The 17,638-nt window shown below is 47.4% G+C and carries 17 protein-coding genes; 10 read left to right on the forward strand and 7 right to left on the reverse strand.

Annotated elements, in window-relative coordinates:
- Together C7K08_RS15435 and C7K08_RS06535 are read left to right on the forward strand one after the other, a co-directional pair.
- Window positions 1–244 (forward strand): hypothetical protein (locus C7K08_RS15435; protein WP_161955825.1); only part of this gene is annotated, 244 nt, incomplete at its 5' end.
- A 106-nt stretch (window positions 245–350) separates the two neighbouring features.
- Window positions 351–2,933: a hypothetical protein gene (locus C7K08_RS06535; protein WP_106499836.1), complete on the forward strand. Its 2,583-nt coding sequence runs from the start codon at window positions 351–353 to the stop codon at window positions 2,931–2,933.
- A gap of 30 nt (window positions 2,934–2,963) precedes the next feature.
- On the opposite strand, the gene C7K08_RS06540 is transcribed toward C7K08_RS06535, so the two are convergent.
- Window positions 2,964–3,416, reverse strand: a complete 453-nt coding sequence (locus C7K08_RS06540) for a hypothetical protein (protein WP_106499837.1) — start codon at window positions 3,414–3,416, stop codon at window positions 2,964–2,966.
- Window positions 3,417–3,498: 82 nt separating this feature from the next.
- Between C7K08_RS06540 and C7K08_RS06545 the strand changes: the two genes are divergently transcribed.
- From C7K08_RS06545 to C7K08_RS06555, 3 genes are read left to right on the forward strand one after another with little or no spacing between them, the layout of a single operon-like run.
- A complete protein-coding gene (locus C7K08_RS06545; protein ID WP_106499838.1) occupies window positions 3,499–4,269 on the forward strand; it encodes a peptidylprolyl isomerase in 771 nt (256 codons plus the stop codon).
- On the forward strand, window positions 4,266–7,415 hold the full coding sequence (locus C7K08_RS06550) for a peptidase domain-containing ABC transporter (protein ID WP_106499839.1): 3,150 nt from the start codon (window positions 4,266–4,268) through the stop codon (window positions 7,413–7,415). The genes C7K08_RS06545 and C7K08_RS06550 overlap by 4 nt, the downstream gene beginning before the upstream one ends.
- Before the next feature lie 6 nt (window positions 7,416–7,421).
- Window positions 7,422–8,798 carry an HlyD family secretion protein gene (locus C7K08_RS06555; RefSeq protein WP_106499840.1) on the forward strand — a complete coding sequence of 459 codons (1,377 nt, stop codon included), beginning with the start codon at window positions 7,422–7,424 and terminating at the stop codon, window positions 8,796–8,798.
- A 3-nt stretch (window positions 8,799–8,801) separates the two neighbouring features.
- Here the strand turns inward: C7K08_RS06555 and C7K08_RS06560 are convergent, their stop codons facing one another.
- Entirely contained in the window at window positions 8,802–11,276 is a 2,475-nt protein-coding gene (locus C7K08_RS06560) for a hypothetical protein (RefSeq protein WP_133165168.1), read from the reverse strand.
- Window positions 11,277–11,448: 172 nt separating this feature from the next.
- On the opposite strand from C7K08_RS06560, the gene crtH reads away from it, so the two are divergent.
- Both crtH and C7K08_RS06570 read left to right on the forward strand, forming a co-directional pair.
- On the forward strand, window positions 11,449–12,975 hold the full coding sequence (crtH, locus tag C7K08_RS06565; RefSeq protein ID WP_106499842.1) for a carotenoid isomerase: 1,527 nt from the start codon (window positions 11,449–11,451) through the stop codon (window positions 12,973–12,975).
- Window positions 12,976–12,994: 19 nt separating this feature from the next.
- A complete protein-coding gene (locus C7K08_RS06570) occupies window positions 12,995–13,525 on the forward strand; it encodes a hypothetical protein (RefSeq protein WP_241537108.1) in 531 nt (176 codons plus the stop codon).
- On the opposite strand, the gene C7K08_RS06575 is transcribed toward C7K08_RS06570, so the two are convergent.
- Window positions 13,433–14,218, reverse strand: coding sequence for a response regulator transcription factor (locus tag C7K08_RS06575; RefSeq protein ID WP_272867428.1), 786 nt, complete (start codon window positions 14,216–14,218; stop codon window positions 13,433–13,435). The genes C7K08_RS06570 and C7K08_RS06575 overlap by 93 nt on opposite strands.
- 79 nt (window positions 14,219–14,297) lie before the next feature.
- On the opposite strand from C7K08_RS06575, the gene C7K08_RS06580 reads away from it, so the two are divergent.
- The gene (locus C7K08_RS06580; RefSeq protein WP_106499845.1) at window positions 14,298–14,564 is read left to right on the forward strand and encodes a DUF6761 family protein; all 267 of its coding nucleotides are present in this window, start codon (window positions 14,298–14,300) and stop codon (window positions 14,562–14,564) included.
- Here the strand turns inward: C7K08_RS06580 and grxD are convergent.
- Genes grxD through C7K08_RS06600 form a run of 4 tightly spaced genes read right to left on the reverse strand, consistent with a single transcriptional unit; the run spans window position 14,561 to window position 16,381 of the window.
- Complete coding sequence (gene grxD, locus C7K08_RS06585; RefSeq protein ID WP_106499846.1) at window positions 14,561–14,884, reverse strand: Grx4 family monothiol glutaredoxin; 324 nt, start codon at window positions 14,882–14,884, stop codon at window positions 14,561–14,563. The two genes, C7K08_RS06580 and grxD, sit on opposite strands and share 4 nt — an antisense overlap.
- 33 nt (window positions 14,885–14,917) lie before the next feature.
- Window positions 14,918–15,151, reverse strand: coding sequence for a BolA/IbaG family iron-sulfur metabolism protein (locus C7K08_RS06590; RefSeq protein WP_106499847.1), 234 nt, complete (start codon window positions 15,149–15,151; stop codon window positions 14,918–14,920).
- 5 nt (window positions 15,152–15,156) lie between these two features.
- Window positions 15,157–15,672 carry a tetratricopeptide repeat protein gene (locus C7K08_RS06595; RefSeq protein ID WP_106499848.1) on the reverse strand — a complete coding sequence of 172 codons (516 nt, stop codon included), beginning with the start codon at window positions 15,670–15,672 and terminating at the stop codon, window positions 15,157–15,159.
- Window positions 15,673–15,715: 43 nt separating this feature from the next.
- Window positions 15,716–16,381 carry a lysophospholipid acyltransferase family protein gene (locus C7K08_RS06600; RefSeq protein WP_241537109.1) on the reverse strand — a complete coding sequence of 222 codons (666 nt, stop codon included), beginning with the start codon at window positions 16,379–16,381 and terminating at the stop codon, window positions 15,716–15,718.
- A 57-nt stretch (window positions 16,382–16,438) separates the two neighbouring features.
- Between C7K08_RS06600 and C7K08_RS06605 the strand changes: the two genes are divergently transcribed.
- Together C7K08_RS06605 and C7K08_RS06610 are read left to right on the forward strand one after the other, a co-directional pair.
- The gene (locus tag C7K08_RS06605) at window positions 16,439–17,200 is read left to right on the forward strand and encodes a pyridoxine 5'-phosphate synthase (protein ID WP_106499849.1); all 762 of its coding nucleotides are present in this window, start codon (window positions 16,439–16,441) and stop codon (window positions 17,198–17,200) included.
- Window positions 17,200–17,520, forward strand: coding sequence for an MgPME-cyclase complex family protein (locus C7K08_RS06610; protein WP_106499850.1), 321 nt, complete (start codon window positions 17,200–17,202; stop codon window positions 17,518–17,520). Before C7K08_RS06605 ends, C7K08_RS06610 begins: the two co-directional genes overlap by 1 nt.
- Window positions 17,521–17,638: the final 118 nt, after the last annotated feature.

A 17,638-nucleotide genomic window follows, 5' to 3' on the forward strand; every position in this document is an offset into this window, starting at 1 on the left:
CTTTAGTGCTACTCCTCAAACTGGAGACATCGTCACCTCCGGCAACATCCAAGCCATCTCCAACTTGCTCAACACAGTTGTAGCAAGCTCTGTTGCAGGTACCGCAACAGCAACGGCCACCACCACAGCGGTTGGGATTGGTAACTACAACGTCACCATCCTCGGATCGGGTACGGTCACAGCCAATGCCACCGGATTGGCCGAATCCACCGCCAGCTCGGTTGCTGGTCGCGCTTCTTCATAGGCCTAACAAAACCAGGAGAGAGGATAACTTCCCAATGTGGGGGGCTTCGGCCCCCTTCTTCGGGTATCAACTAAACTAAAATTATTGAGAGATTAGAGGTCGAAAAGTGGGTGCACTATCCAGGGCCATAGCCCTAGTCTTTCAACCAGGAGAAATCCTCACCGCTGGCGACAACCTGGTATTGGGCATCAACCCAACCGCCAAGGCCACCACCCGTGAGCTACAAGTCCTTCGCGATACCAGCCTGGCCGGCGGGGAGCTCGCTACCGATGCCCAGGCCTTTGCCCGTGGTATCGGTGCTGGTAACAGCCGTTTCCTCTCYGATGTTGGCATYGAGCTCACCGCTCCTTCCGCCCAACCCCTCAAYCACTACGAAACCGAGCACGGCGATCTACCCGTCCTGATTCTTCCCACCGGCAGGTTCACGGGCACTGTTAAACAAGTTGAAGCGGTAGGTGAACTAGCAGAAACCGATACAGGTCTTTTCACGGGCATTGTCAAAGAAGACTACCCAACTGGAAAACAAGTTGGAAAACCAGTAAAAACCGACGGTGTTGACCCCCAAACAGGCCAACCGATTGCTTTTAGCGACCCGGCAACCGTTGATGATGCCAGTCTCTACAACTCTCCAAACCTCACGATCAAAGGTGGTGGCGGCACYATCACCGGCACMTCCGATGCCATTGCCTACACATCAGGGCGCGGTAAYACCTACACCAACGCCGAGGCCATTCAAATTGGTCTGGCCAACATCAACTTCACCGATCGATTTGGACGCTTGCTCCAAATCGGTACCCAGGCATCGCCCCTAACAGCRAAGTCKTTAACAATCGACGACAGTYTSCTCGGTGATGTCCGCGGCGGCATCACCCAAGCCAATATCAAAAGCACGGCCATTGTTCGAGGCCTGGAAGGTGGCGGCAACGACATAATCGATCCCGCTACGGGCAAGGTTGATCCCGCCTACGGGAACACCCTCTACACCGGCAACCTGATCTATGGCCAACCCCTCGCMAACGTAGCCGCCGACGCCCAAGTTGATCACAGGGTCGAATCCGATCTGATCAAAACCACCTACATCACCGCCGATGCCAAGGGCCTAGAAAATGCCGTTGTTTACAACGTGCCAAATGGCAATAGCAATGGCGTTGCCTCCATGGGTGGTTCGGCCACAGCCAAGGCCTCAATGATTGTGGGCAGCGGCTGGGATCGCCTTGATCCCGCCGATGCCGGCCGGGTTGTTTTCACCCCAGAGCCCAATCCAAACCTCCAAATCATCTCCCAAGCCATCGGTGTTGATGGCTCCACCCTCTACGGCGCACCTACCCTAAATTCCACCGTTACCGGCAGTGGTCTTGCAATCGTTGATCTAGCAAGCCGCAATAACCACATCATTAGCCCATCRGAAGTTGATCGCATCAACGTGGTTGGTATTGGTATCCGCGATACAGAGATCTACACCCACCGCGGCAACGATTTGATCGCTGCCAGTGGTGGTGTATTAGACGATGGTATCTATTACGGCAATCGCTTTAATCACCTCGCCGGTGTGCTCGATGCCGCAGGTTTCGACAAMGTCACCATCTATACAAATGAAGGTGAYGAYCGCATCCTTGGTKTKRTAATGAGTGAAACCGATGCCGGYCTTGATGCCAATGGCGATGGCATCCTCTCAARCACCGTMTAYCTCGATCAAGGGGCCCGCGATCCCTACGAACTMAATGGCTACAACGGYTTCCGYAATACCAAAGTYGATTCCGGCATGGGCAGCGACGTTATCCGAGGTGCATCCAATGTGGCCACYTTCTACGGCTCCCTCGGCAACGACAGCATCGTTCTCGATCGCGCCAAAGATACAGCCCTTTGGGGTGGTGCCGACGACGACTACCTACAAATCACCGGTAATGTGCGCGGTGATATCAACCTCTGGGGTGACATCGGCAACGACATGCTCATCTCCGGTAAGCAAGCCGATAGCATCTTCAATCTCCAAACCCTCGATGGTGGTTACGGACAAGACATCCTGGTTGGTAATGCCGAAAGCGTCGACAACTTCCTGATGGGCAATGGTGGTGCCTCCTTGATGGCCACATCCAGCAAACAGGTGAATACAGCCCTCACCGATCCAAACTTCTGGGCCAAACTCAATCCGGATGAAAAAAACCTGCTCTGGAAAGAAGGCGTTCTGCTTGGTGCCCAAACCGTTGCCATACAGAATTCAATCCTTGCCAATAGGGGTGCTGATGGCTCCCTCACCGCCAATGGCACCGGYGCYRTTCGCAATATCGATGTGATCAGCAGCTTCGAAGCTGGCCCCTGGCGCGACACCGTWGAACTMAAYGCCGCCCTTGCAAACCTCGACGAAACCACCTGGAAATCTGAAGGCACATTATTTTCAATCGGTGCTGATGGAGAACTAGATGCCGTTGAAACATCAGCAAACCACCCCAATCGCATYGGCCTGATTGTGGGATCCCTTCAAGATATTAATAATCTAGGTAAAGCCATGCCMTCCATTGCCTACGCCAGCGATACMCGCCAGCTTCTCTACGATGCCGATGGCGATTGGAGCTCAGGTTCCATCAGCATGGGCATYATYAATATCAACAACGGCGCTGGTTTTAACCACTCCAACGTGCGTTTTGGCAGTGCCACCGGCGAAGGCATGGGCGTGCCGATTGCGCTATAAATTTCATTGATTCACACCAAATCAATATATTCACTCATTCATCAACATCAAAGCCTCATACGCTCTTAACCTCACGAGCCATTGMTCTACATCTCCKCCTTGATCTGGATGCCAATTGATTACATTTTTYCGCCAATGGTTGCGCACTTCAGCCTTGGTAAATGGTTTAACTAAAGCTAATCCCAAAGAAATTATGCATTCAGTTTTAAATATTTTTTGCTCAGCCACAGTTAAAWAAACTGTTTGGCCGTTAAGATCAGTAAATCGATATTTCTGTTCCGTTATTTTTCGCTTACGCTCCTGTGCAATTAAATRAAGCAAACGGTTATGGTTAACTACTACTTTATCAACCTGGCCCCTATCACGCACGCTATCAATACTCCTAGCAGCAATTGCTAAAAAAACCTTCCACGCAGCGCCAGCCAGCACAATAGCAAGCCCAATAACCAGTATTGAAGCCAAAATCGCAGCAATTAATTCCACACCTACCCTGCTTGCCGTAACAAATCCAGCATAAAAGCAACAAGTACCTTGCCTCGGCTCCTAGCACACATAAAATATAGCAATGACTGAGCTCATCCCAAGCGAAACCCTCCATGCTGCCATAACAGCTCAGCTAAATTCATTGCAAGAAAAAAAAATTRCMTCCCTTCTTGCAGAATTAGGTGCCCTACCTCAAATAATTAAAAATATCGCTAACCAGTTGATAATTGGCCAAATAGTATTTGATCAACAAGAAATTGATATGGTGAATAAACAAATAGCAGAAGGTTTRCCCTTACCACCRGATAAAATATTTAGCAATCCAATTGATACAATRAATCAWGCGCCCGAAAAYATAAAGCCGATCCTYRTTAGYAGATACAGGGAATTACAACTTAGAAAACTAATTAACTCAACATACCAAGAAATCGTAGATCCCTATTTCCTAGAACGCAGGGCAGCRCTAGAAAAAATTGTTTATGGTGTAATTAGAGTATCATCGCCAGGTGTAGCGGATGAGTTATATCTTAGGCTAATTGATGGCGATATTACATTTGGTGATCTAGCACAAAGATATTCAGAAGGCGACGAAAGATATACCAAAGGTTTGGTAGGTCCAATACCACTCCTACAGGTGCATCCCGCCATCCAAAAGGCTCTCACTACTATCAGCACTGAAGAAATTCATCCTCCAGTTCAAGTTGATAAATGGTTTCTAATCCTCACCCTCGTGCACACTCAACCAGCACGGATGACAGACGAAACACGCATCCAGCTGATGCGAGAACTTTATGAAAAGGATCTTGAAATTTTAATAAAAAACTGTATCGACCATTTACTTGAAAACCAATGACTGAAATCAACAACTCCTTAAGAGATACCCTCCTACTATTTCCATTCCTCGCCGATCAACCATCCGAAATTATTGATGAACTTTCAAGAAATGCTAAATATGTCAAATACAAATTAGGTGATACCCTAGCCAGATTAAACCAAGCACARCAAAATGTTTTCTTTATAATTCAAGGTTCAATTCGTTCCGTTGTTTATTCAAAAAATCTACCCAAACAACTTGCYACCCTTCAAAAGTTTCAAGCGGGATCCCTCACAGGCTGGTCTGCTATTAGTTGTGGACGTTCTTTAGAAACACTTATCGCAATATCAGAAACCGTTGTAATCGCAGTTCCATACACAGCAATGCAATCTGCAATGGCTATGAATACAGCCTTTGCAAACCGGATCCGCCAAAGTATCAATCCAAGCGAAATCTTCTATGTGCTTGAAGCTTATCTAAACAAATACCCTTTCGTTATTGGTTTAAAACTTATCCCCACAGCACAACAACTAGCCGAAGATTCACAAGTTCTATCTATAAGTATTTCACAATTTTTAAGCCTAGGCACACAAGAATTAATTGCAAAACTACCAGAAGGCAGAACCTGGATTGCTTCTTCAGCCAATCTCCCCTCTGGCTGTGTAATCGAAGATGCTGAAGTATTTCTCAGGAATATTAATCCAGATAATACCAATCAAGAAATACTAGTTAGATTTCTTGGAATCAAATCCACAAAATTAGAACAACTTCTCGAAGAAACTGAAGTAAAAGACACAAACCAAACAACAACCAATCTGGAAACTAAACTTTTTCAAAGTTGGAAGAATCACGARGCTGCTGTTCGTTCGAAAAAAATACTTCCTTCCCAAGCCAAYAACGAAAATTCAAATAATCAGCTCACCATCGCAGATGAAACACCACAACTGCCAGATCCAGAACCTATCCACATTGAAGAGATCCAAACCAGACCCATTAGTTCATTCCCTTTCCATAAAGGAATTGGTTCACTTGATTCTCAAATCGCCGCATTTCGTATGCTGGCTGATCATCTCACAATACCGTTTCGCAAAGAATTATTTAAACGCATATTTGGCGATCAGGTAAACCGTCATGGAATAGTCTCCCTAGCCCTGTGCGGTGCAGTAGCCGAATCAATTGGCTTGCAAACCCAATTGCTTGAATTAGAGGCAGAGGCAGTTTCACGTTTGGAATATCCTTTACTGTTGCTTTGGGGTGATGGCCTAGCCATAATTTACCGATACACTAAAGGTAAGTTTTTGCTAGGTATTCCATCAGTAGGGCTGGTGGAACTCAACCCAGACGAATTTAAAGATCAATGGGGGGCMGCTGGCGAACTCTTGCTTTTGCGCAAACTAGATACAACTCCAACAAGACGCTTTGGCTTTAAATGGTTTATTCCAGCACTTACTAAATATCGGGCTGTTCTAACGGAAGTTTTACTGGCTAGTTTCTTTATGCAGCTATTTGGCTTAATAAATCCACTTCTAATTCAGCAGGTAATCGATAAAGCCATCATTAATTCAAGCCCCGATGCTCTTGGCATTCTAGGGTTATTATTGGTGGTKTTTGCCATCTTTGAAGGCCTGCTACTTTGTCTTCGTACATTCCTATTTAATGACACTACAAATCGACTTGATCTTAGCCTTGGTACCGAAATTATGGATCACCTGCTCAGGCTTCCCCTGAGCTACTTTGATAGAAGACCAGTGGGAGAAGTTAGTAGCAGGATATCTGAAATGGAAAAAATACGCGCCTTTCTTACAGGCACTGCACTAACCACAATTCTTGATGCTGTATTTGCTTTTATTTATGTAATTGTTATGCTTATCTACAGCTGGCAGCTAACATTAATCTCCCTTGCAGTAATACCAATTCTCATAATCCTTACAATCATTGTTTCGCCCATAGTTCGTTCCAGACTACAAAAAAGAGCGCTGGCTAGCGCTAAAACCCAGAGCCACCTCTTAGAAGTAATCGGCAGCATGATTACCGTAAAAGCTCAAAATATTGAGTTAAGAAGCAGATGGAAATGGCAAGAACTCTATACAGATTTCATTGCAGAGGGTTTTGACGTAACACTAATTAGCACAACGGCTAGCAGCATCAACGACTTTCTTAATAAACTTTCTGGCCTACTTGTTATCTGGGCAGGGGCATATCTTGTTCTTTCTGGTGATCTAACACTTGGCGAATTAATTGCTTTTCGAGTGATCGCTGGCTACGTAACTACTCCCCTATTAAGGATGACCGGCGTATGGCAAAGCATCCAAGAAACCGCACTATCGCTTGAGCGCCTCAGTGATGTAATCGATACACCAGTTGAAGCACCTGAAGATAACTCTACCCGTATCAGTATGCCACCCATTATTGGTCTTGTTGAATTCCGAGATGTAGAATTTCGCTACCAACGMACATCTCCTCTTCTTCTTAAATCAATTTCATTAAAAATTGACCCCGGTCAATTTGTAGCAGTTGTTGGCCTCTCCGGATCAGGTAAAAGTACCATCACAAAATTACTCACAAGGCTCTATAACCCTGAATCTGGTTTGATACTTCTAGATAATGTAGATATTAATAAAGTAGAACTATATAGCCTAAGGCGACAATTTGGCGTGGTGCCACAAGAGAGCATTCTTTATGACGGTTCCATCGAGCAAAATATTTCGCTTACATCKCCAGAAGCAACCACAGAAGAAGTAATAGAAGCTGCAAAAGTAGCATGCGCCCACGACTTCATCATGTCTTTACCAGCCGGTTATTCAAACCAAGTTGGCGAAAAAGGATCAAACCTTTCCGGTGGGCAACGCCAGCGAATAGCTATCGCCCGAACAATCCTGCAACGACCCAAAATGCTGATCATGGACGAAGCCACCTCAGCTCTCGACTACCAAACAGAACGTGTTGTTTGCGATAATCTAATGAAGGAGCTCCAAAACCGTACAACAATCTTCATCACCCACAGACTAAGTTCCATCACCTCAGCCGATAAAATCATCATGATGGGAGATGGAAAAATCATAGAGTCTGGAACACACATAGAATTGATGTCTCTCAAAGGTGCCTACTACACACTATTCCGTCAGCAAAGTAAATCCAGTAGTTCCTCCCCAGGCAAGATGCCTGCTGGGCTGGTRTTGGCATAAGCAACAATGGAAAAATTACCTGATGAGAAAAACAAAAGTATCAGCACAAATGTAGAAGCTACTAAACAAGCTGAACCAAAATCAAACGGGGAAGATAACAATCAATTTTACTCGGCTGGCTATGTAAAACGTAGAACCACGCTACCTCGCTCCACCCGGGCCTGGGGTCGTGGAATCGTTTGGGCACTAATTGGCCTTACCAGCTTTGCAATCATTTATGGTTTTCTTAATAAAATTGACAYCTCCATTGATGCTCGGGGAGAATTAGTTCCCACAAMAGGTAAACGCGATATATCTCCTGCTGTTAACGGAATTGTTAAAATAGTTTTTGTTAAAGATGGGGAATACGTAGTTAAAGGCAAGCCTTTATTTAGCATAATGGATGATTCCTCTGCCACAATACTAGACAATCTCAAAAAGATAAGTACTTATTGGCTCTCTGAACTTGTCGTTTCCCAGCAAATCCTCGGCATTAAAACCTCAGGTAAAATACCAACAATAGCCGAATTAAACTTATTAGCATCCAAGCAAGAATTACTACTTAAAAGTATATCATCTAAAGAAGATATTCAACGTTCAAAAAATGAAAAGCAGCAAGCCATAGCCGATCTAAATGGGACAACAAGCCAGCTTGAAACCAATAAAAATATTTTGAAGCGTTATCAAACCCTTTCCTCTCAAGGTGCCATTGCCGAATTAGATGCCATGAAGCAGGAGGATAATGTTAAAAAGCTCAGCGCKCAGCAGGAACGCCAAAAACTAGAAGTACTTAATGCTGATCGAAAAATAAAACAAGCAATCATTCAAAACTCTTACATCACCGCCCTTGATAAGAAACAAACATTCACTCGATACATAACGGCCAGSCAGGAGTATCTGCAAGTAAAAAATCGCATAGCAGACCAACAATACAGATCTTCACTTCAATTAGTCCGTGCTCCWATTGACGGCTACGTACACAATTTGTCAATTGCTAATGGCGAAATAGCAACGCCAAATAAACCTAGTCTTTCTTTGATCTCAATTGCTAATATGCGAGCAAAGATATTTATTMAAGATTCTGAGATTGGATTTATAAAAGTAGGTATGCCAGCAGAAATTAGAATTGATTCATTTCCCTTTACGGAATATGGGGCTATCAAAGGTAAAATAACCAATATCGGCAGATATTCCCTTCCACCAGACCAAGCCACTCCATTCACMCGTTTCCCTGCRAATGTAGAACTTGATAATAATATCCTYCAAACAAAAAAGAAAGGCRCRTATAACCTCCGTGCAGGTATGTCGGTTTCCGCTTTAATAATTGTAAGCAAACGACCCGTGATCTCAATTGTTACAGATAAATTAAATATCTTCTTTGACAATACTAGAAAAATCCGTTAACAACTACAATGAAACATTTTGACTTGTCGGAAGGTTGAAACTAATCAACTTGGCAAGTTCTAGGTTGCCCCCCGGCTGGCCTGTGAGATACAAGGATCCGTTAGTAGGTTTCTCATTGGAAATGCCTATTAGCAAACCAACTGATCCATCGCTAACTCCAAGATTTACGATATCATTAGGMAGCGCAATAATATCCCTTTGGATCATCCAATTATCATCAGCATTGCCATAGCGATAGGCAAATTGATCGCCCATAGATGAATCAAAGTTTTCAATGATCGGTGCTCCACCAATTCCATCCCAGCCCTTAACAAGAGAATTAACATCATTGAAAGCAACAAAATCTGAGCCGGAGCCAAGTGAGATGCTACGAATCGGATCAATTAAACCATTACTGCCGTTAGAAAGCACAATTATATCACCTTGATTCGATCCATCAATTAGCTCAAACCCAGATAAACCACCAGAAGTAGCCGAATCAAAATTCAGTAAATTATGATCTTGTCCTGTATAAATCAAATTATTTTGAGAGTATTCATAAGACAAGGTATCAATACCAGAACCTGCATCTAGATTACCAGAAAGAGATCCAAGTTTTTYGAACGACACAACATCATTGCCTGCCCCTAAATTAATATTTTCAGTAGATATAAACACAGTGTTATAAAGCTTRCCAACATTATTGCCGATTATTTCAACCCTCTCATTAAAATTACCCCTACTTTCAAGTGTATCGTTTCCGTCCCCAGCAAGCACAAGAGATACATCTGATGAATCCTTTGCAAACCAAGTATCGTTACCGTTACTTAACTGTTCAGTGCGTCCATAAAGTGGTATATTAATATAAACATCATTCTCATTAATCTTRATCGAAGAATCGGAATCAACATTCCCCTGTATAACAAGTTGATTATTTCCGGRGCCTAAATCAATCTTGCTATCAACCACATCYCCTCTTAATAATASAATGTCATYTCCCAGRCCAGTAGTGATATTAGAYTGCTCTAAACTTACAATGCTTTTACTGATATTAGTTTTTAAATTATGATCCCTATCAACACCAGATGAWTTGATCTGACTTGCCAAATACTCATCTATGCCAGAATCAAYGAAAATGCGATCAWTTCCTGCCCCAGTATCAATACTACTATGCTTAAGYGCAGTTGAGTTAAGACTAATGCTAATATCTCCATCTAATAGTTTATGYTGCTGATCAATATTTAGATTAAATCCTGGAAGTTCTGAATTATCAATATTATCCATTTTTGAAATCACTTGGATTTCATCGTCTCCCTTATTGGTTTTTATAGTACTGCCATTCAAGCCAATTGTATTTACACCAATATCAAGAAAAATCCCATCATTRCCTTGAGAAGCTTGTATRTCAGTAGTTGTATTAGCATGAATTAATATTGAATCATTGCGATCTCCTGTTGAAAGATTTGTATTTGTTAATCCCGTAGTGGTACTAATAACTTTCCCGGCGGCAAGCCTACCTGCTTGAGTTAGCAAATCGATGAAATCCATTGCTTTAATACTAACGAATTCAGCGGCATCGCGTAAACTTACAATCTGACTATTAAGCACAGAATTATTCTGGGCTTCTGTACTTGCAARCGAATCAAGTTTAAGGGAWCGGGCCACCGAATCCACAACCCCTGTTGTTGCAACGCTTATGGTGGGAGTTTGACCAATATCAAGTCCGCTAGAGATAAAATTGCCCCTAACGAGCCCCGAGTTAGCTATCGACGGTAAGTTAATAGTATCTTTTAKTAATCTTCCYTCATTATARGAAATAGCGCGACCCATATAGTTGAGYGGGCTAATCTGAATAGACGYACTATCGAGCCCAACYAGGTTCAACTTAGCAGCMGCATTACTATCACCTTCCACACTCGCGCTTACRGCACTTACGGGGCTATTAACATCAATTTTAATATAACGCTTATCTTCAACAAGATTAAGAGCAACGSKAGGATATTCAGGATTCACGGAATCACTAAATACACTATTCAGAGGCTTAGTTAACCTTCTTTGTAATGGGTCGCCACCCTGTACATCTAAAGAATCCCCATTGCTAGGTGCAGGATTTACTGGATTAGAAGCCTGCACACCACCCAAAATCCCGGATATGGGGGGCTCTGAGAGAGGCTTTAGTGCTGAGGATTGGCGTGCAAATCCTTCTGGGCCGAGATCAACAGGTTCAATTCCTTGGAACTGATTAGGGTTGAGGGGTTGAATCTGAATTTGATCCCTGCTCTGAGCTGGCCGGCCTCCGTCTTCTAAAGGGTTTGATTCAATAGGCCCGGGGCCATCTAGTAATTTTTGAGCCCATTCAGCGGCCTCAACCATTTCTGGCATCAATATAGACAATACGACAGCTAGGGATGCTCCCGCTAAAACACCTTCAATAGATACACGAGTATTGTCATCCTTTAARGGGATGCTGTTCCCGACAAGTTCAAGAGGTGTTGGCATTCAAATAYCCTCCAAACTCTTATAGCACCGCCAAGGCCGCAAATCAATAYCTGGCTGGATCAGCGCAACAGCAACGCTCTCCACCCTGGYGCACCCCATGTCCATTGGGCCACCGATATCCAGCCGGCACTAATAACCCCCTAGGGTCGCTTTYAATAGCTCCGCAGCCAAGGTGAACAGCAGCAGCCCCCATTGGGATGTAATCGTGGTTGGTGCCGGCATCGGCGGCCTCGTAACCGCTAGYCAACTGGCGGCAAAAGGCGCCAAGGTGCTTGTGCTGGAGCGTTATTTGATACCCGGTGGATCGGGTGGCAGCTTYAARCGRRMTGGCTACACCTTTGACGTGGGTGCCTCGATGATTTTTGGTTTTGGTGAAAAAGGCCACACCAACCTGCTCACCCGCGCCCTTGCTGATGTGGGTGAATACTGCGAAACCATCGCCGATCCAGCCCAGCTTGAATATCATCTGCCAAACAACTTATCRGTTGCAGTTGATCGCAACTATGAAAACTTTATATCAACTTTGATWGCTAAATTTCCTAAAGAAGAAAAWGGAATACGCGCWTTTTATAATGCTTGCTGGCAGGTATTTAAYTGCCTTGATGCAATGCCATTGTTATCACTTGAAGATCCCGCCTATCTAGCTAAGGTGTTTTTTAAGGCACCACTAGCCTGCCTTGGCCTTGCCCGCTGGCTGCCCATAAATGTGGGTGATGTGGCGCGGAMACATATCAATGATCCAGAGCTRCTCAAATTTATTGATATGGAATGTTTCTGCTGGAGTGTGATGCCCGCAGATCGAACGCCGATGATAAATGCAGGMATGGTGTTTTCTGATCGCCATGCCGGTGGCATCAACTATCCCAAAGGYGGTGTTGGSGTGATTGCAGAAAAATTAGTTAGCGGCTTAGAACGCCATGGCGGCCAAATTCGCTACAAAACCAGGGTAACRAAGGTRTTGCTAGAAGATGGCAGAGCAGTTGGCGTGCAACTAGCGAATGGGGAGCAAATCCGCAGCCACAAAGTGGTAAGTAATGCCACCCGCTGGGATACTTTTGGTRATTTAATTSATTCAGCCCACAGCCCAAAAGCAGAAAATACTTGGCGAAAACGCTATAAGCCATCGCCATCTTTCCTTTCGCTTCATTTAGGCATTGATGCTGCAGTGGTGCCGCCTGGTTTCCATTGCCACCACTTATTACTMGAAGATTGGCAACAGCTTGAGGCGGAACAGGGGGTTGTTTTTGTGTCTATGCCWACCCTTTTGGATCCCCACTTGGCGCCGGCTGGTAAACATATCCTGCACTGCTTTACGCCCAGCTCCATGGAGCATTGGCAAGGMCTATCGCCCTCCCTTTACAAAGCAAAAAAAGCAGCGGATGCCAATCAATTAATCAAACGCCTAGAGGCACTACTGCCCGGCCTAACGAATGGAATAAGCCACCKWGARGTGGGCACTCCCCGCAGCCATCGCCGTTTCCTTGGCCGCCACCAGGGCAGCTACGGGCCAATTCCAGCCATGCGTTTACCCGGCTTGTTGCCSATGCCCTTTAATCGCACCGGCATCAATGGCCTCTATTGCGTTGGAGATTCCTGTTTTCCAGGCCAAGGGCTTAATGCCGTGGCCTTTAGTGGATTTGCCTGTGCCCATCGCATCGGCGCTGATTTAGGCATCAAYCCATGGGCCCTACCTGCATAAATAAATGAGCACCTATCCGATGGCTCCACTGATTAAGTACACATTGCTGATTTTGTATTTAGCTCTGGTGTTACCCCTACCCGTGCTTGCTCCAATCGCAATCAAATATTGGCTATTGGCAGCCACCCTGCTCGGCTTTTTGCTGSTATTAGCCCTCGTTAGTGAAGAGGTACAGCTGGATTMCAACAGTTTAAAAGTTAGCTATCCCAGCTGGTGCCGTTGGTTTATGCGCCGCGGCTGGCAGCTACCACTAGCTGATATCAAGGCCCTGCTACCTGTTGCCACAAGCCAGGCGGGCCGTGTGTATTACTTACGTACAAAAGATGCTTCTTTTTTGTTACCRCAACGGGTGGCAAATTTTCCGGAACTGCTGGCTAATTTGCAGCKGRCCACTGGTATAAACACCAGCTCCGTSCAGCGGCTAACACCGCCCTGGACCTATCAATTGTTAGCTGTTTTAAGTGCTTTGTTGCTTGCCGCTGAGTTGCTCAGTGCCTGGTTCCAAGGTTTGAGTTGGCAGCTGGTCTTGGGGGGTGGCATCAACGGTTGAATCCTTATCGGGCAAATTATCCAAGCTAAAGCGGTAGCCCTGTTGCCTCACGGTTTCAATACCACCGCCTTCTCCTAAACCAGCCTGCTCCAACTTGCGCCGCAAGGTGAGCACTTGTGTGTCTACGGAGCGGGGGCCACCGCTAAAGGGCGGCCAGGCCATGGTGAGCARCTCCTGGCGGCTACGCACATGGCCGGGGGGCATCATCAAAGCGCAGAGCAAGGCAAATTCCCGCGGGCTTAATTCCACCGGTTGATCCCGCAGGGTTACCTGCCGCAACAACAGATGCACAGCTAGGGGGCCAACGCTTACTTTTTCCTGCAGGCCACTGCTGCGGCCCAATAATTTGYGGCAGCGGGCGGCCAGTTCCTCCAGGCCAAATGGTTTACGCAACACATCTTCCGCACCGCCATCAAGCAAAGACACCACCGCTTCTGCCCCCGTGCGGGCCGTGAGCACCATCACGGGACARCGMAGCTGGGCTGCCAGTTTTAAAGCGGTGGTTTCTTCGAGCAGCTCAGCGCTCACAAGCAGCTCWGGTTGCTCTTGGATGCAAACCTCRAGGGCCTCAGTGGCACTACCCACAGCAGCGGCCATGTGGCCGTCTTGGCGCAATCGCTGGGCAAGCACCATCCGCAAGGTGGGGTGTGGATCCACCACAAGGATGCGGTACTGGCCTGGGGGTTCCACCAATGAGTTAGCTGGGCCCTCTACCGTAACTGGGATGATCCGCTTTGCTGGCTAAAGGCGATGCCTTACCAGCTGTCCCCCCATGACCGCGCTGCAACACCCCGACGCCATTCGTCATTTCCAAAGCCTCTGTGATGCCATGCAAGAGATGGCGYTGCGATACAGCGGCCCCTCTGAACTGCGGCTTTATGCCGATGGTTATTGCCATGCCCTCAGGCGCACACAACAGCTTGATCCCTTGAGCCAAAGGCGATTTGAAGAACTGGTGGATCGTTGGATWCACGATCCATCCAGTTTTGTGGGCCCCGATGGCGACCCCAGCCGCTTGTATGAAACCGAACGGCGTTAGGAAGCAAGGGCGATCGCCAGCTTTTCTTTCAACTCMCCGGAGTTGTAAAGCTCGATCAGGATGTCTGATCCACCTAGRAATTCACCCTTTACATAAATTTGGGGAATAGTGGGCCACTCCGAATATTCCTTGATCCCTTGGCGGATTTCCTGGTCGCTYAATACRTCAAACGTATCGAATGGCACCCCTAGGGCATTAAAWATTTGAACGGCATTATTGGAGAAACCGCATTGGGGCATCARTTTATTGCCCTTCATAAACAGCAGCACAGGGCTTGCTGTAATCAAGCTTTCAATTCGGCTTTTGAGTGAAGCATCCATGGGAATTGCAGAAATAAGCGATCTTGTTGAACCCTAGGAGGGGCAGGCAGTTGTTAAGGCAAGGGCATGGATCGCCTCGCTGGCCAGTTCACTGCGCAAGGCGCCATAAACCAGCTGGTGTTGTTTCACCCGCGATAGATCCCTAAAGCCCTCCCATAACACCTTCACCTGGAGGTGGTCGCCGCCACCGGTGAGGTCTTCCACTTCCACTTGGGCACCGGGCAGCACCTGGCTGATAGCGGCTGCCACAGCATTTGGTTGAACCATTTAGATCAGTTGGTAGCAGCTGCTGCAGGTGCAGCGTAGGGGGTAGAAACAAAACCCACCTCAACCAGTTGCTGATAGGCCTTRCGCCCATCAACRGTGCTRGGGGTCATCAATTTCACCACTTCCACCAGCAGGGGTACGGCCACTTCCGATTGGTTTTGACGCCTATAAACAGCCGCTAAACGCAAGTTGGCCTGGGCTAACTTTTCAATCGATTCACGACCCTTTTGGTCCATATCCCTTGGTATGCGGGCATCAAGGCCGCGGAAGGCRCCGCCCAAATCCCGATAAAAAGACAACAAAGACCGGGAGGCATTACGGGCCTTGTCGTAAGACTTCACCGCTTCAGTTAAGTTGCCGCTCGCTGCTTCCCGATCGCCCTTAGCAAGCAGGGCATCAACGGAGCTGAGGTTGAAACCGTCGTTTGTTTGAGACGCATTTGCTTGGGCAAAGCAAACAACTGGTGTMAAAGGAATCACCAAGCCGATGGCAAGACTTGAGAGCAGCAACAATCGGCGCATAAACCCTATGGTGATTTGATATCAAACAACTGTATTTGCTKATTTAGGAATTACCCACCCAGGCACGGGCCGCTTCCTCAGCTGAACGCATTTGCTTGGCAAGCCGCTCTTCCAACTCCGCAGCAGCCGTTTTACCCGTTCCATTAAGCAACAGGGGCGCCCCAAAACAAAGGGCAGCTCGATCCCACCAGCGCGGAATGGGGTGGCTATAGGCCAAACCCACTGGCACCACAGGTACCCGTAAACCTTTGAGCTGGGCCAAGCTGGCTAGGCGTGGCAACCCCGGCTCCAGGTTCAATTCCCTTTGATCGCGGCGAATTGTGCCYTCCGGGAACACCACCACCTGTTCCCCCTGGCCTAATAGATCCAAGGCAAACCTCAAGCTGCTGGTGCCTGGTTTGCTTTGGTCGATGGCAAAACAACCCAAGCGTTCTAAAAACCAACCCTGCAAACCCTCCATCTCTGTTGTTGTAACCATGAAGCGACAATCCCTGCCGTGAATGCGGCGGCCTGCAGCCATCGGCAACATCAAGGCATCCCAGCGGGAGCGATGGGTGGGGGCAAGCAGCACCGGTCCCCTGCGGGGTAGGTGCTCAATRCCGAGCACCTTGGTGGATTTGAAATAACAACGTAAAGCGAGGTCTTGGGTAGCCCACATCGCCACTGGCGCAAGCCAAGGGGCCACTTCACTGCGGATTGGATCGGCCATCGCCAAACCATATCCAGCCAAGCGGTTCCTAAGATCAATCCCTGGACAGCATTTGCGATGGCCAGCCTCGGCGTAAATATCGATCACATCGCCACCGTGCGCCAAGCCCGCCGCACGGTGGAACCAAACCCCGTAACCCTTGCTTTGCTTGCGGAACTTGGTGGCGCCGATGGCATCACCGTGCACCTAAGGGAAGACCGCAGACACATTCAAGACACCGACGTGGAGCTGTTGCGGGCCACCCTGCGCAGTCGCCTCAATTTGGAGATGGCCGCTACCGCCGAAATGCAGGCGATCGCCCTAAGGCTCAAGCCAGCCATGGTSACCCTTGTGCCGGAGCGGCGCGAGGAGGTAACAACTGAGGGGGGCCTGGATGTGGTTGCCATGGGCAGCCAACTGCAGCAATGCATTAGTGGGCTCCAGGGGGCTGGCATYCCCGTGAGTTTGTTTGTGGATGCAGATGCCAAGCAATTGCAGGCCTGCCATGCCAGCGGTGCCCTTTGGGTGGAACTGCACACCGGTTCCTACGCCGATGCCCCATGGGGCACAAAACAAGCCCAAGAATTAGCCAAATTGATTGAAKCCACCCAGCACTGCCGTGAAATGGGTTTACGGGTGAATGCGGGCCACGGGCTCACCTACCAAAATGTTGAGCCTGTGGCTGCAATCCCAGGGATTGAGGAGCTAAACATCGGCCACACAATTATCGCAAGGGCCCTTGCCGTGGGSCTYGAGCAGGCGGTGCGTCAAATGAAGGCGCTTGTGCTTAACCCCCGCCCCCTGGAGCAGAATCCAGGGCCGAACAACRCTTTTTGCTAATGGCCACCTATTACTACGTAGCAGCCAGTGAAAATTTCCTTACAGAAGAGGAACCCCTGGCGGAGGTGCTAACAGAACGGCGCCGCAACTACGCCGARAATTCCAAAGAGATTGATTTCTGGCTGGTGCGCAGGCCCAGTTTTTTAAATGCAGCTGAACTTACAAAAACAACAGCTGCCGTACCWAGGCCAGCAGCTGCAGTGATATCAACCGATCGCAGTTTCATTGATTTCATGAAACTACGCTTGGAATTCGTGCTCAAGGGCGAGTTTGAAGCGCCGAGCAAAGCAATTCCCGATCCCCTTGCAAGYGAGGGTTGAGCTSCCCATCAAGGGCTTGAAATTCCAGGCTTTGGCCCTGGATTTGGTTTGAAAGCAGCTGTTGGAGGCGTTCAAGCTCATCGGGATGAAGCTCTCCGTTCTYCCTCCATTGGAGATC

It is taken from the genome of Synechococcus lacustris str. Tous (genome assembly GCF_003011125.1).
Classification (GTDB): domain Bacteria; phylum Cyanobacteriota; class Cyanobacteriia; order PCC-6307; family Cyanobiaceae; genus Synechococcus_D; species Synechococcus_D lacustris.

Excerpts from the sequence above, each read along its gene's own strand:
- C7K08_RS06590 (WP_106499847.1), bottom strand. The coding sequence starts at position 15,151 with ATGGTTCAACCAAATGCTGTGGCAGCCGCTATCAGCCAGGTGCTGCCC.